The organism is Mesorhizobium sp. P2_E10 (assembly GCF_056404235.1).
Genome location: NZ_JBFUEK010000001.1, coordinates 1 through 13,496, shown reverse-complemented (window position 1 = coordinate 13,496; position 13,496 = coordinate 1). Strand labels below are relative to the sequence as shown.

11 protein-coding genes and 1 pseudogene are annotated in these 13,496 nt (G+C 63.7%); 11 read left to right on the top strand and 1 reads right to left on the bottom strand.

The annotated features are described in order from the left end of the window. Positions 1 to 92 precede the first annotated feature (92 nt). The 6 genes from mnmG (at position 93) to AC1D0N_RS00035 (ending at position 6,285) form a co-directional block, all read left to right on the top strand. Positions 93 to 1,967, top strand: coding sequence for a tRNA uridine-5-carboxymethylaminomethyl(34) synthesis enzyme MnmG (gene mnmG, locus AC1D0N_RS00060; protein WP_477240148.1), 1,875 nt, complete (start codon positions 93 to 95; stop codon positions 1,965 to 1,967). Continuing rightward, complete coding sequence (rsmG, locus tag AC1D0N_RS00055) at positions 1,964 to 2,614, top strand: 16S rRNA (guanine(527)-N(7))-methyltransferase RsmG (protein ID WP_477240146.1); 651 nt, start codon at positions 1,964 to 1,966, stop codon at positions 2,612 to 2,614. The genes mnmG and rsmG overlap by 4 nt, the downstream gene beginning before the upstream one ends. A 4-nt stretch (positions 2,615 to 2,618) precedes the next feature. Further along, entirely contained in the window at positions 2,619 to 3,419 is an 801-nt protein-coding gene (locus AC1D0N_RS00050; RefSeq protein ID WP_477240144.1) for a ParA family protein, read from the top strand. 44 nt (positions 3,420 to 3,463) lie between these two features. Further along, positions 3,464 to 4,351, top strand: coding sequence for a ParB/RepB/Spo0J family partition protein (locus AC1D0N_RS00045; RefSeq protein ID WP_477240142.1), 888 nt, complete (start codon positions 3,464 to 3,466; stop codon positions 4,349 to 4,351). 496 nt (positions 4,352 to 4,847) lie between these two features. After that, a complete protein-coding gene (locus AC1D0N_RS00040) occupies positions 4,848 to 5,474 on the top strand; it encodes a DUF1326 domain-containing protein (RefSeq protein WP_477240140.1) in 627 nt (208 codons plus the stop codon). Between the two features lie 10 nt (positions 5,475 to 5,484). Next, positions 5,485 to 6,285, top strand: coding sequence for a DUF2182 domain-containing protein (locus AC1D0N_RS00035; protein WP_477240138.1), 801 nt, complete (start codon positions 5,485 to 5,487; stop codon positions 6,283 to 6,285). A 201-nt stretch (positions 6,286 to 6,486) separates the two neighbouring features. Here AC1D0N_RS00035 and holA read toward each other — a convergent pair whose 3' ends face one another. After that, positions 6,487 to 7,530: a DNA polymerase III subunit delta gene (gene holA / locus AC1D0N_RS00030; protein WP_477240136.1), complete on the bottom strand. Its 1,044-nt coding sequence runs from the start codon at positions 7,528 to 7,530 to the stop codon at positions 6,487 to 6,489. Between the two features lie 338 nt (positions 7,531 to 7,868). Here holA and AC1D0N_RS00025 point away from each other — a divergent pair, with 338 nt between their 5' ends. The 5 genes and pseudogenes from AC1D0N_RS00025 to AC1D0N_RS00005 all read left to right on the top strand — a co-directional run. Further along, the gene (locus AC1D0N_RS00025; RefSeq protein ID WP_477240134.1) at positions 7,869 to 9,101 is read left to right on the top strand and encodes a thiamine pyrophosphate-dependent enzyme; all 1,233 of its coding nucleotides are present in this window, start codon (positions 7,869 to 7,871) and stop codon (positions 9,099 to 9,101) included. 2 nt (positions 9,102 to 9,103) lie between these two features. Next, positions 9,104 to 10,117, top strand: coding sequence for an alpha-ketoacid dehydrogenase subunit beta (locus tag AC1D0N_RS00020; protein WP_477240132.1), 1,014 nt, complete (start codon positions 9,104 to 9,106; stop codon positions 10,115 to 10,117). 14 nt (positions 10,118 to 10,131) lie between these two features. Further along, positions 10,132 to 11,469 carry a dihydrolipoamide acetyltransferase family protein gene (locus AC1D0N_RS00015; RefSeq protein WP_477240130.1) on the top strand — a complete coding sequence of 446 codons (1,338 nt, stop codon included), beginning with the start codon at positions 10,132 to 10,134 and terminating at the stop codon, positions 11,467 to 11,469. A 348-nt stretch (positions 11,470 to 11,817) separates the two neighbouring features. Next, entirely contained in the window at positions 11,818 to 13,212 is a 1,395-nt protein-coding gene (lpdA, locus tag AC1D0N_RS00010; protein ID WP_477240128.1) for a dihydrolipoyl dehydrogenase, read from the top strand. 156 nt (positions 13,213 to 13,368) lie between these two features. Further along, positions 13,369 to 13,496: pseudogene (locus AC1D0N_RS00005) on the top strand (ISAs1 family transposase); the annotation flags it as partial.

Genomic DNA, 13,496 nt, shown 5'->3' with positions numbered 1-13,496 from the left:
GCTGTTTCACGTGAAACGATGGGCCTTGCATTCTTGACAGCACGCGCATGCGGGCACATGTGTCGGGCGAACTGAAATTCGGGATTCTAGGAATGAACGATCACTACGATGTGGTTGTGGTGGGCGGCGGCCATGCAGGGTGCGAGGCGGCCAGTGCTGCCGCGCGCGCTGGCGCCAGAACGGCGCTGGTGACGCTGCGCTTCGACACGATCGGCGTCATGTCGTGCAATCCGGCGATCGGCGGCCTCGGCAAGGGCCATCTTGTGCGCGAGATCGACGCCATGGACGGGCTGATGGGCCGCGTCGCCGATGCCGCCGGTATCCAGTTTCGTCTGCTCAACCGGCGCAAAGGCCCGGCAGTGCGTGGACCGCGCACGCAAGCGGACCGCAAGCTCTATCGGCTGGCAATGCAAGCGGCGATCCGTGAACAGGCCGATCTCGATGTGATCGAAGGCGAGGTTCTCGATTTGGAGATCGAGGACGGGCGCCTGTCGGCTGTGCATTTGGCAAATGGCCGCAGACTCGCCTGCGGCGCCGTGGTGTTGACCACAGGCACTTTTCTGCGCGGACTGATCCATATCGGCGAGAAGAAGATCGTTGCCGGCCGTATGAACGAGCAGGCCAGCCTTGGACTGTCGGCGACGATGAGCCGTGCGGGCTTCAAGCTCGGGCGGCTGAAGACCGGCACGCCGCCGCGCCTAGACGGTAGGACGATCGATTGGGCATCGCTGGAAAGCCAGGCGGCCGATGAACATCCCTCGCCTTTCTCGCTGTTGACCGATCGCATCGAAAACCCGCAGATCCATTGCGGCATTACCCGCACGACACCGGCGACGCACGAGCTGATCCGCGCCAATCTTGGCCGTTCGGCCATGTATTCCGGCTCGATAGAAGGTGTGGGGCCGCGCTATTGCCCGTCGATCGAGGACAAGATCGTCAAGTTCGGTGACCGCGAGGGTCACCAGATTTTCCTGGAGCCGGAAGGCCTGGACGACGACACAGTTTACCCGAACGGCATTTCGACCTCGCTGCCCGAGGACGTCCAGCTCGGCATTCTGAAAACCATACCGGGGCTGGAGCGGGCGACCATGCTGCAGCCCGGTTATGCCATCGAGTACGACCATGTCGACCCGCGCGAATTGCTGGCGACGTTGGAAACGAAGCGGATTGGCGGGCTTTTCCTGGCGGGGCAGATCAACGGCACCACCGGCTATGAAGAGGCGGGCGCACAAGGATTGCTCGCCGGCCTCAACGCGGCGCGCAAAGCCTCGGCGAGCGAGCCAATCGTGCTCAGCCGCACCGAAGCCTATATCGGCGTGATGGTCGACGATTTGACCAGCCGCGGCATCAGCGAGCCCTACCGCATGTTCACCTCGCGGGCCGAGTTCCGGCTGTCGCTGCGCGCCGACAATGCCGATGAGCGGCTGACGCCATTGGCCGTGAAGCTTGGTATTGCCTCACAGAAGCGGACGCAGCGGTTCAACGATGTCGTGGACGATCTCAACAAGGCACGGCAGCTCGCAACCAGCACGACCATGACCCCAAACGAGGCGTCGGGTCACGGGCTGCAGATCAACAAGGACGGTGTCCGCCGCTCAGCCTATGAATTGCTGGCCTATCCCGGTGTCGATGTCGCCTGGCTGGCTCGAATTTCGCCTGCGTTCGGTGAAATCGACGCCAAAACGGCAGAGCGACTCGAAACGGAGGCGAAATATTCCGTTTACCTTGACCGCCAGCAAGCCGACGTGACTCAGATCCGGCATGAGGAGAGCCGCTTGATCCCTGTTGCAGTCGATTTTGCGAGTGTTCCAGGACTTTCTAATGAACTGAAGCAGAAGATGCTGGCGCGCCAGCCGCGCTCCATTGCCGATGCGCAGCGCATGGAAGGCATGACGCCTGCGGCTCTGGCGATCATCGTCGCGCATGTCCGCAACGCCGAGGCGTCCGCGCAAAGGGACGTTGCGTGAGCGCTGCCACATGGAAAAGCCTGCAAGAGGCCGCAGGCCCGGTTTCACGTGAAACATTCGATCGTTTGGTCGAATTCGAACGGGTCTTCCAGAAGTGGAACAGCCGCATAAACTTGGCCGCGCAATCGACGCAAGACGATGTCTGGCGCCGCCATATACTGGACAGCGTGCAACTGGCGCGACTCGAGCCGGTGGCAACGCGCTGGGTCGATATCGGCTCGGGTGGCGGCTTCCCTGGCCTGGTCATGGCTTTTCTGCTCGCCGAGCGCGCCGGCGCCTCGATCGACCTGGTTGAGAGCAACCGCAAGAAGGCGTCGTTCCTGCAAGCCGTCGTCGGGCAATTCAATCTGCCCGCGCGCATCATCGCGCGGCGCATCGACGACAGCTATGCGCTTGTTTCTGAACCGCAAATCGTCACGGCCCGAGCGCTTGCCGCGCTGCCCGCTTTGCTCGATCTGGCGGCGCCGTGGCTGACAAAAGGTGCGCGCGGCCTGTTCCACAAAGGCCGGGATTACCGCACCGAAGTGGAAGAAAGCGCTCACCGATGGTGCTTCGATCTGGTAGAACATTCGAGTGTCACCGACCCGCATGGGGTCATCCTCGAATTGTCTGCTTTGCGCCCGGTTAAAAATGAACTTCTGGCATAAACCCATGATGAAGAATGGCCCTCGAATCATCACCGTAGCCAACCAGAAGGGCGGTGTCGGCAAGACGACGACCGCCATCAATCTGGCCACGGCGCTGGCGGCGATCGGTGAAAAAGTGCTGATCGTCGATCTCGACCCACAGGGCAACGCCTCGACCGGTCTCGGCATCGACCGCAAGGACCGCACCGTCTCCTCCTACGACGTTTTGACCGGCGAGCTGGACCTCGAAGCCGCAGCCATTCCGACCGCGGTTCCCGGCCTGTCGATCGTGCCGTCGACGCTTGATCTGCTCGGCATCGAGATGGAGATTGCCTCGGCGCCGGACCGAGTGCTGAAGCTGCGCAATGCGCTGCGTGCCGCGACCGAGCGCGGGGCGCCTTTCGGCTATGTGTTGATCGACTGCCCGCCGTCGCTCAATCTTTTGACTTTGAATTCAATGGCGGCAGCGGATTCCGTTCTTGTGCCGCTGCAATGCGAGTTCTTTGCGCTGGAAGGTCTCAGCCAATTGCTGGAGACGGTCGAGCAGGTGCGCCGCTCGATCAATCCGGATCTGACCATCCAGGGCATCGTGCTGACCATGTATGACGGCCGCAACAACCTCGCCAACCAAGTGGTGCAGGATGTCAGGGCGCATATGGGCGACAAGGTCTACGAGACCATCATCCCTAGGAATGTGCGGGTTTCCGAGGCGCCGTCCTACGGCAAGCCGGCGATCCTCTACGATCTCAAATGCTCAGGCAGCCAGGCCTATCTGCAGCTTGCCTCAGAGGTTATCCGCCGCGAGCGTAAATTACGCGCTGCTTAATTAGCAAACAAGCCGATTCGATACCGAAACGATCTGGACAGAGAATGAGCGAAGACCTTTCACGAAAAAGACTGGGGCGGGGACTGGCGGCGCTGATCGGCGAGATAGATCGCCCGGCCGCACCGGAAAAACAGGGCCTGAACGCCGACGGCAAGGTGCCGATCGAGTTCCTGACCCCCAATCCGAAAAACCCGCGCCGGCATTTTGGCGATGCCGAGCTCACTGATCTGGCGCAGTCGATCCGCGAGCATGGCGTCGTGCAGCCGGTGGTGGCGCGGCCCTCGCCGACACAAGCGGGACGCTACGAGATCATCGCCGGAGAACGGCGCTGGCGCGCGGCGCAGCGCGCCGGGCTGACCGAGATCCCGATCATCGTGCGCGACGTCAACGATCGCACCGCGCTCGAGCTCGCCATCATCGAAAACGTCCAGCGTACCGACCTCAACCCGGTCGAGGAGGCGCTCGGCTACCAGCAGCTGATCGACGATCACGGCTATACCCAGGCCGATCTCGGCCAGGTGATCGGCAAGAGCCGCAGCCATGTCGCCAACACGCTGCGGCTGCTGAAATTACCCGACGTGATCCGCGACATGCTGGTCGACGGCGCGCTGTCGGCCGGCCATGCCCGCACGCTGGTGACCGCCGAGGATCCGGCCGGTCTGGCCAAACGCATTGTCGAGGAGGGGCTGTCGGTCCGCCAGACGGAAGCGCTGGCGCAGATGCCGGCAGGCAGCAGCTCGAATGGCGCGCGCCCAGCGGCGAAGCCGGCAGACAAGGACACCGACACGCTGGCGCTGGAAAAGCTGATGACCGACACGATCGGCATGATCGTCGCCATCGAACACAAGGGCAAGGGCGGCGTGCTGCGGGTGAACTACCGGACGCTGGAGCAGCTCGATGAGTTGTGCCGGCGGTTGAAGCAGGAGCGGTAGTTAGCCGGCGAATAACTCCAGCTGAAGATTGATTTGGTGCATGCGGAAAGGGCTGGCGATTGCCGGCCCTTTCCCTTGCGTCGCTGGCAATTGGCGAAATCGGCGAGGCTGCGTATCTCCCCCCTCGAGGGGGAGATGGCCAGCAGGCCAGAGGGGGTCGTCTCACATCGAGCGCTGGCGCGGAGCGAAGAAGGGTCGGCGCTTTACGCGCTGGGACCCCCTCTGTCGCCTTCGGCGACATCTCCCCCTCAAGGGGGGAGATCAGCCGCGCTGCGCCAGTCGACTGCTCTCAACCGCAATGCCAAGCAGCGCCTGGCGCTCACGGCTTGACAGTGCCGGGCAACGGCGTAACCTAAATTAGATATGGCTTAAATTATCTGCCCTGGCGTGCCGATCAGTCGCGGCGAGGGTATTTGCCATTCCTACAATAGCCGTGAAATGGCACCGCCTCGCCAAAACGATATGCCGACGCGCCTGACGCAAGTGGGAGGTGCAAATGGCAGTCCGTTGGCAATTGTCCGGAAGTTACTTCGAAAATTGTAGCTGCGATGTCGTATGTCCTTGCCTGCTGTCCACCAATGCACAGCTGACATCGAAGCCGACGAAGGGCGTTTGCGACGTCGGTCTGGTCTTTCACATCGACAAGGGCAATTACGGGGACGTTCGATTGGATGGGCTCAGTGTCGCGATGGTTGCGCACACGCCGGGTCCGATGGCAAACGGCAATTGGACCGCCGCCGCCTATATCGACGAACGCGCCGATGACAAGCAAACAGAGGCGCTGGGTGCCATCTTCACTGGCGCCGCGGGCGGCCCTATGGCGGTGTTGGCGCCCATGATCGGCACGAATCTCGGCGCCAAGAAGGTGCCGATAGACTATCGGATAGACGGCAAGAAGCGGTCGGCGGAGATTGCGGGCGTCATGCAGATGGCGGTCGAGCCGCTGCCGACAATGCGCGAGGACGGGCAGATGTGGGCGGCCACCGGCCATCCCATCAATCCCGACTGGCTCGCCCTGGCGATGGGGGCGGAAGGCAGTACTTTCAGTGACCATGGCATGAGTTGGGACAATTCCCGTCGAAACGGACACTACGCCCCGATCAATTGGTCCGGCCAGCAGTAGCGTTGGCCGCATGGTCGAGGCGGATCCGCTGACGCTGCAGCGAAACATCATTCTCGCGCTGCTGATCGCTATCGCTGCGGCGGCGTGGACCCTGCTTGTCTGGCAGCAGATGGGCATGGACGCGGACATGCGCATGGAAATGTACTCACCCACCATGGGCATGGAGGCGCCGCTGTTTCTTGCCGTCTGGATGATCATGATGATTGCCATGATGTTTCCAACGGCCGCGCCCATGATCCTGACGTTTCACCAGGTCCAGGCCGGCAAACGGGGCCGGGGCGAGACCTTTGTCTCGAGCTGGGTGTTCGTGGCCGGGTACATGCTGGTCTGGGGCGTGATGGGCGTTGTCGCCTTTGCCGGCGCGGCGGGTGCGGAGATGCTTGCCGGGCATGTGGGATTGTCGACGGCGACGGCCGCGCGTATCGGCGGCGCGCTGCTGATGCTTGGCGGCGCCTATCAACTGTCCCCGCTGAAAGATCTGTGTCTGGCCAAATGCCGCACGCCGATTGGCTTCATCCTCACCTCATGGCGCGATGGTTACTGGGGCGCGGTTCGCATGGGCCTGGAGCACGGACTTTTTTGCCTGGGCTGCTGCTGGCTTTTGTTTCTCGCGCTGTTTCCTCTCGGGATCATGAACGTCGCCGCAATGGCCGTGGTCACCTTGCTGATCTTTGCGGAAAAGACCCTCCCGTCAGGAGAGGGGATCGCAAAGGTCTCGGGTGTCGCCCTGCTGCTTTATGGCGCGGCGGTGCTGGTCTTTCCACAGGCGCTGCCAACCTTCCAGCCGATGGGCGCCATGACAATGAATTGAAAAGGCCTTTCTCGGTTGCGGCGTTTGTATTTGGCGAAAGCGGTGGAGCCGCTGATCTCCCCCCGTCAGGGGGAGATGGCCGGCAGGCCAGAAGGGGTCGTCTCACATCAGGCGCCGGCACGGTGTGAAGAAAGGTCGGCGCCTTACGCGCTGGGACCCCCTTTGTCGCCTTCGGCGACATCTCCCCCTCGAGGGGGGAGATCAGCCGCGCTGCGCCAGCCGGCTGCTTTCCACCGCAATGCCAAGCAGCGCCTGCCGCGCCAGCGCGACGGATAGATCCGGCCTTCGCCGGGTCTGCAGCACTGCGGCCTGCAGCCGGGTCAGCGCCCGGCCAAGCGCCTCGCCGCTCCAGCGCTCCAGCGCCTTTTCCACCAGCTTGCGGCGCGAGAAGAAGACTGGCGGGCGCGCCGCGGCGACGACCGAGGCGGCGTTGCGGCCGCCGGAGTCCATCTGGCCGCGCATGGCCTGGATCGCCTGCAGCTGCCGCATCGCCGACGACAGCACCAGAAAGGGCTGGCCGGACTGGCAATGGCGGGTGAAGGCGGTGTCGAAATCGCTGATTTTCCCCTCGAGCAGCGCGTCGACGGCATCGTCGAAGGAGGCGCCGGAAACATCGCCCGACATCGCCCTGACGTCGTCGAGGCCGATTTCCTTCTGGCCGTTGCTGTAGAGCACCAGCTTTTCGATCTCGCCGCGCGAGGCCAGCCGGTCGCCGCCAAGGTTGCGGCGCAGCGCCTGCCGCGCATCCAGCGCCATGGTCATGTTGGCCTTGCGCAATTCGTCATCGATGACGCCGTCGATGTCCCTGGCTTCATCGGCGTAGCAAGGCAGAGCCATGGCGGTGTCGGCTGCTTCGACGACCGCTCGCAGCCCGGTGCCCTTTTTGAGATCGCCGGCTTCGATAAGAATGATGGCATCGCGGGGCGGTTCCGCCGTCAGCGCCTTGACGTCTTCGGCAAGCGCTTTCTGGCCGCTGGCATTGCGCACCCAGAGCAGGCGGCGCTCCGAAAACATCGGCACGGTGCGGGCCTCGTCGAGCAGGCGGCCTTCGTCGCGGTCCACCTCCGAACCCTCCAGCCGGACTACCGAGAACGGATCGTCGAGCGGCAGGCCGGTCGTGCCGGCAAAGGCTTTCGCGCGTTCGGCAACCAGCCCGCGGTCGGGGCCGTAAAGCAGGACGATCGAAATCCGCGCGTCAGGCTTCGCCAGCCACGAATCGACCTCGTATCCTTTTTTCTGCGCCATGGAGGGTGGTTAGCATGGGGAGAGGGCGGAGTGAACGGAGGAGAGCGTGATCTCCCCCACGAGGGGGGAGATTGGCGGCTTCGGCCGCAGTGCCAATCTCTAATCGCCGCAAGTCACCTTATCTGGCGGGAAACCCTCTGCAACCTTGTCCCAAATTGCGTGCTGCCGTCCAACATCGACAAGAAATTTCGCAGACATATCTTCATCTTGTGTGCGGGAGGCTGCATCGGCCGGCGCGGCCGGGACCGACGACCGGAGGCTTGCCCAACGAATTGACACTGGTCTGGCGGCACAGATGTGCAAATATCCTGGCCAGGCAACATTGGAGGACCAAGGTCATGGCCGATGCTGGAATGTTGCGCTTCCATGTGCCCGAACCGGAGGTGCGGCCGGGCGGGACGCCTGACTTCTCCAACGTGCCCATTCCCGAGGCTGGCTCTGTGCCGCGGCCGGAGATCGATGTCGATCCGCGCACCATTCGCGACATGGCGTTCTCGATCATCCGCGTCTTGAACCGCAACGGCGAGGCCGTCGGACCCTGGGCCGGGCTGCTTTCCGATGTGGAGCTGCTGGCCGGCCTGCGCCACATGATGACGCTGCGCACTTTCGATGCGCGCATGCAGATGGCGCAGCGCCAGGGCAAGACCTCGTTCTACATGCAGCATCTGGGCGAAGAGGCGGTGGCCTGCGCCTTCCGCAAGGCGCTGGCGCCGGGCGACATGAACTTTCCGACCTATCGCCAAGCCGGCCTGCTGATCGCCGACGGCTATCCGATGGTCACCATGATGAACCAGATCTATTCCAACGAGGCCGATCCGCTGAAGGGCCGGCAATTGCCGGTCATGTATTCGTCGAAGGAGCATGGCTTCTTCTCGATCTCCGGCAATCTGGCGACGCAGTATATCCAGGCGGTCGGCTGGGCGATGGCTTCGGCGATCAGCAACGATTCCCGCATCGCCGCCGCGTGGATCGGCGACGGCTCGACCGCCGAGTCCGACTTTCATTCGGCGCTAGTCTTCGCCTCGACCTACAAGGCGCCGGTCGTGCTCAATGTCGTCAACAACCAGTGGGCGATCTCGACTTTCCAGGGCATTGCGCGTGGCGGCTCCGGCACGTTTGCGGCGCGCGGTCTTGGCTTCGGCATCCCGGCGCTGCGCGTCGACGGCAATGACTACCTCGCCGTCCACGCCGTTGCCAAATGGGCCACCGAGCGCGCGCGCAAGAACCTCGGGCCGACGCTGATCGAGTACGTCACCTACCGCGCCGGCGCGCATTCGAGCTCGGATGATCCTTCCGCCTACCGGCCGAAAACCGAGTCCGACGCCTGGCCCTTGGGCGACCCCGTCATCCGGCTGAAGAACCATCTCATCGCGCGCAAAGTCTGGTCGGACGAGCGCCACGCCCAGGCCGAGGCGGAGATCCTCGACATGGTGATCGCGGCACAGAAGGAAGCCGAGAGCCACGGCACGCTGCATGCCGGCGGCAAGCCGTCGACGCGCGACATGTTCGAAGGCCTTTATGCCGAGATGCCGCCGCACCTGCGGCGCCAGCGTCAGCAGGCGGGGGTCTGATCATGCCAAGACGGACCATGATCGAGGCCATTCGCGACGCCATGGACGTGTCGATGGCGCGCGACGAACGCGTCATCGTCTTCGGCGAGGATGTCGGCTTTTTCGGCGGCGTGTTCCGCTGCACACAAGGCCTGCAGGCCAAATACGGCAAGAGCCGCTGCTTCGATGCGCCGATCAATGAATCCGGCATTGTCGGCTCGGCGATCGGCATGGCCGCCTACGGGTTGAAGCCGTGCGTGGAAATCCAGTTTGCCGACTACATGTACCCGGCCTACGACCAGCTGACGCAGGAAGCATCGCGGCTGCGCTACCGCTCCAATGGCGATTTCACCTGCCCGATCGTGGTGCGCATGCCGACCGGCGGCGGCATCTTTGGCGGCCAGACCCACAGCCAGAGCCCGGAGGCGCTGTTCACGCATGTGTCGGGACTTAAGACGGTGGTGCCGTCCAATCCGCATGACGCCAAGGGCCTGCTGATCGCAGCGATCGAGGACCCCGATCCGGTGATTTTTCTGGAGCCGAAGCGGCTCTACAATGGTCCGTTCGACGGCCATCACGACCGGCCGGTGACGCCATGGTCGAAGCATGAGCTCGGCGAGGTCGCCGACGGCCACTACACCGTGCCGCTCGGCAAGGCGGCGATCCGCAGGGTCGGCTCGGCCGTCACCGTGCTCGCGTACGGCACGATGGTCTATGTCGCGCAGGCCGCAGCCGAGGAAACCGGCATCGATGCCGAGATCATCGATCTAAGGACCCTGTTGCCGCTCGATCTCGACGCCATCGTCGCCTCGGTGAAGAAGACCGGGCGCTGTGTGGTCGTGCACGAGGCGACGCTGACCTCCGGCTTCGGCGCCGAGCTTTCGGCGCTGGTGCAGGAGAATTGCTTCTACCATCTGGAAGCGCCAGTGGCTCGCGTCGCCGGCTGGGACACGCCCTATCCGCATGCGCAGGAGTGGGAGTATTTCCCTGGTCCGGCCCGGGTCGGCCGTGCCTTGCGCGAAACATTGGAAGCTTGAGGAGAGGCCTGACTATGGGCGAACATATCATCAAGCTGCCGGATGTCGGCGAAGGTGTTGCCGAGGCCGAGCTGGTCGAGTGGCATGTGAAGGTCGGCGACCTGGTGCGCGAGGACACAGTGCTGGCCGCCGTGATGACCGACAAGGCGACGGTCGAAATTCCCTCGCCGGTCGACGGCGAGATCCTGTGGCTGGGGGCCGAGATCGGCGACACGGTGGCGATCGGTTCGCCGATCGTGCGGCTGAAGGTGGCTGGCGAGGGCAATGTCAAGCTGCAGAGCGGCGCGGCGGATGGCGGCAAGGTGGAAAAGCCTGTCGAAGCTGAAGCGCCGGTGAAGCTCAGCAGTCCCAAGCCCGAAGCGGCTTCGGCGACTGCCAAGCCATCGCCAAAGGCGGCCGAGGCGCCGGCGAAACCCGCGCAGTCTTCGGCTGCGCCGAAAAGCACGTCGCAACATTCCGTCTCCGGTGCGCCGCGGCCGGAAGGCGAAAAGCCGCTGGCGTCGCCGGCTGTTCGCCTCCGGGCAAAAGAAGCCGGTATCGATCTAAGACAGGTTGCAGGCAGCGGTCCGGCCGGCCGCATAAGCCACGAGGACATCGAGGCATTCCTGGCGCGCGGGCCACAGGTCAAGAAATCACCGGGCCTCGCCCGCAACGACACCGTCGATGACATCAAGATCATCGGGCTCAGGCGCAAGATCGCCGAGAAGATGACGCTGTCCAAGTCGCGCATTCCGCACATCACCTATGTCGAGGAGATCGACGTCACCGCGCTGGAAGATCTGCGCGCCGCGCTCAACAAGGAGAAGCGTGCCGACCGGCCGAAGCTGACGCTGCTGCCGTTCCTGATGCGGGCGATGGTCAAGGCGATCGCCGCCCAGCCCAATCTCAACGCGCTGTTCGACGATGAGGCCGGCATCGTCCACCAGCATGGCGGCGTCCATATCGGCATCGCCGCGCAGACGCCGTCGGGGCTGGTGGTGCCGGTGGTCAAGCACGCCGAGGCGCGCGACATCTGGGATTGCGGCGCCGAGGTGAACCGGCTGGCCGAAGCCGCCAAGTCCGGCACGGCCACGCGCGACGAACTGTCGGGCTCGACCATCACCATCACCTCGCTCGGCGCCATGGGCGGTGTGGCGACAACGCCGGTGATCAATCATCCGGAAGTGGCGATCATCGGCGTCAACAAGATGATGGTGCGGCCGGTGTGGGACGGCACCCAGTTCATCCCGCGCAAGATGATGAACCTGTCGTCGAGCTTCGACCATCGCGTCATCGACGGGTGGGATGCGGCGGTGTTTGTCCAGCGGATCAAGACGCTGCTGGAGACGCCGGCGCTGATTTTCGTGGATTAGTGGGATGGCTGGAGGAGTTGGTTCCTTGGCTGAACGCAGCGCGTGGTCACTGCCGGCCGGCTCCCGGCCGCAAGCCTACAACGTCTGCGATTGGCCGCAGGCCTCCACGCCTTCGTTATCCTCGGGCTTGACCCGAGGATCCATGCCGCGACCGATGCCGAAAGGTGCTGCTGCGGAACAGAATTCTGCACCGATGCGGCGCTCTGATCTCACGGCATGGATCCTGGGGTCTTCGCGACGTCGCTTCGCTCCTGCTTCGCCCCAGGATGACGAAGGCAAAAGCGTTGCGGCCAATCTCCACGGTCGACGATCTGCAGGTCTAGTGCCGCAACGAACCAAGGTGCCGTCATGAAAGAAATCTCCTGCAAGCTGCTGGTCATCGGCGCCGGTCCGGGCGGCTATGTCTGCGCCATCCGCGCCGGCCAGCTCGGCATCGATACGGTGATCGTCGAGGCCGGCAAACCGGGCGGCACGTGTCTCAATGTCGGCTGCATTCCCTCCAAGGCGCTGATCCATGCTGCCGAAGAGTTCGAAATGGTGACGCATATGGCCGGCGGCAAAAGTCCGCTCGGCATTTCGCTGTCGAAGCCGGAGCTCGATCTCTCCACGACCGTGGCCTGGAAAGACGGCATCGTTAGCCGGCTGACCAGCGGCGTCGCCGGGCTGCTGAAGAAGGCCAAGGTCAAGACCGTTTATGGCTGGGCGACGTTCCGCGATGGCAAGACCGTCGAGGTCGAGACCGAGATCGGCGTGCAGGTGATCCGTGCCGAGACGGTGGTGATCGCAACCGGCTCGGCGCCGGTCGAATTGCCGTTCCTGCCGTTTGGCGGGCCGGTGATTTCCTCCACCGAGGCGCTGGCGCTTGCGGACGTGCCGAAGAAACTTGCGGTCGTCGGTGGCGGCTATATCGGGCTGGAGCTCGGCATTGCCTTTGCCAAGATGGGCGCCAAGGTGACCGTGGTCGAAGCGCTGCCGCGGCTGCTGGCGCAATATGATGCCGAACTGACGCGGCCGGTGGTCAAGCGGCTGGCCGAGCTCGACGTCGAGGTGCTGGTCAACGCCAAGGCCAAGGGGATTTCCACCAAGGGCGACGCGCTGCTGGTCGAGGCTTCCGACGGCAAGAGCACGAAAATCGCCGCCGACAAGATCCTGGTCACGGTCGGGCGCAAGCCGGTGACCGAGGGATGGGGGCTCGAACAGATCGATCTCGACCGGGCCGGAAAATTCATCCGCATCGACGACCAGTGCCGCACTTCGATGCGCGGCATCTTTGCCATTGGCGATGTCACCGGCGAGCCGATGCTGGCGCATCGGGCGATGGCGCAAGGCGAAATGGTCGCCGAGATCGTCGCCGGCCACAAACGCAGCTGGGACAAGCGATCGATCCCCGCCGTCTGCTTCACCGATCCCGAGCTGGTCACCGCTGGGCTGTCGCCGGAAGAGGCCAAAAGCCAGGGCGAGATCAGGATCGGCCTGTTTCCCTTCGCCGCCAATGGAAGGGCGATGACCAAGCTTGGCGAGGAGGGGTTTGTGCGGGTCGTGGCCCGTGCCGACAACCATCTGGTGCTCGGCATCCAGGCGGTCGGCCATGGCGTGTCGGAACTGGCGGCCGCCTTCGGCCTGGCCCTGGAAATGGGCGCACGGCTGGAGGACATTGCCGGCACCATCCATGCCCACCCGACGCAAGGCGAAGGTTTTCAGGAAGCGGCGCTGAAGGCGCTGGGGCATGCGTTGCATATTTGAGCACTTAGCGGGCCCCCTTTCCTCTCCCTCCGGAGGGCAGGGGAATCGCATATGGGGATTTTGGGCTTGAAGTTGGTTTGAGAAGGGATTCTTTGGGAAGGCAGTCTTAGCGAAGGAGCGACTGCCATTTCCAGCCTTGAGAGCTATTTCGGCGCGGTGCCAGATCCGCGCGCAGCCAACGCCACGCACCGGCTTGGCGACCTGATCGTGATGATGATCGCGGCAAGCCTGTGTGGCGCGACCAACGCGACGGAGTTTTCGTTGTTCGCGCAAGAGCGCCAAGC

What these genes read in the sequence shown, in the direction of transcription:
- mnmG (WP_477240148.1), top strand. Translation starts at nt 93, where the DNA reads ATGAACGATCACTACGATGTGGTTGTGGTGGGCGGCGGCCATGCAGGG.
- AC1D0N_RS00050 (WP_477240144.1), top strand. Translation starts at nt 2,619, where the DNA reads ATGATGAAGAATGGCCCTCGAATCATCACCGTAGCCAACCAGAAGGGC.
- AC1D0N_RS00045 (WP_477240142.1), top strand. Translation starts at nt 3,464, where the DNA reads ATGAGCGAAGACCTTTCACGAAAAAGACTGGGGCGGGGACTGGCGGCG.
- AC1D0N_RS00040 (WP_477240140.1), top strand. Translation starts at nt 4,848, where the DNA reads ATGGCAGTCCGTTGGCAATTGTCCGGAAGTTACTTCGAAAATTGTAGC.
- AC1D0N_RS00035 (WP_477240138.1), top strand. Translation starts at nt 5,485, where the DNA reads ATGGTCGAGGCGGATCCGCTGACGCTGCAGCGAAACATCATTCTCGCG.
- holA (WP_477240136.1), bottom strand. Translation starts at nt 7,530, where the DNA reads ATGGCGCAGAAAAAAGGATACGAGGTCGATTCGTGGCTGGCGAAGCCT.
- AC1D0N_RS00025 (WP_477240134.1), top strand. Translation starts at nt 7,869, where the DNA reads ATGGCCGATGCTGGAATGTTGCGCTTCCATGTGCCCGAACCGGAGGTG.
- AC1D0N_RS00020 (WP_477240132.1), top strand. Translation starts at nt 9,104, where the DNA reads ATGCCAAGACGGACCATGATCGAGGCCATTCGCGACGCCATGGACGTG.
- AC1D0N_RS00015 (WP_477240130.1), top strand. Translation starts at nt 10,132, where the DNA reads ATGGGCGAACATATCATCAAGCTGCCGGATGTCGGCGAAGGTGTTGCC.
- lpdA (WP_477240128.1), top strand. Translation starts at nt 11,818, where the DNA reads ATGAAAGAAATCTCCTGCAAGCTGCTGGTCATCGGCGCCGGTCCGGGC.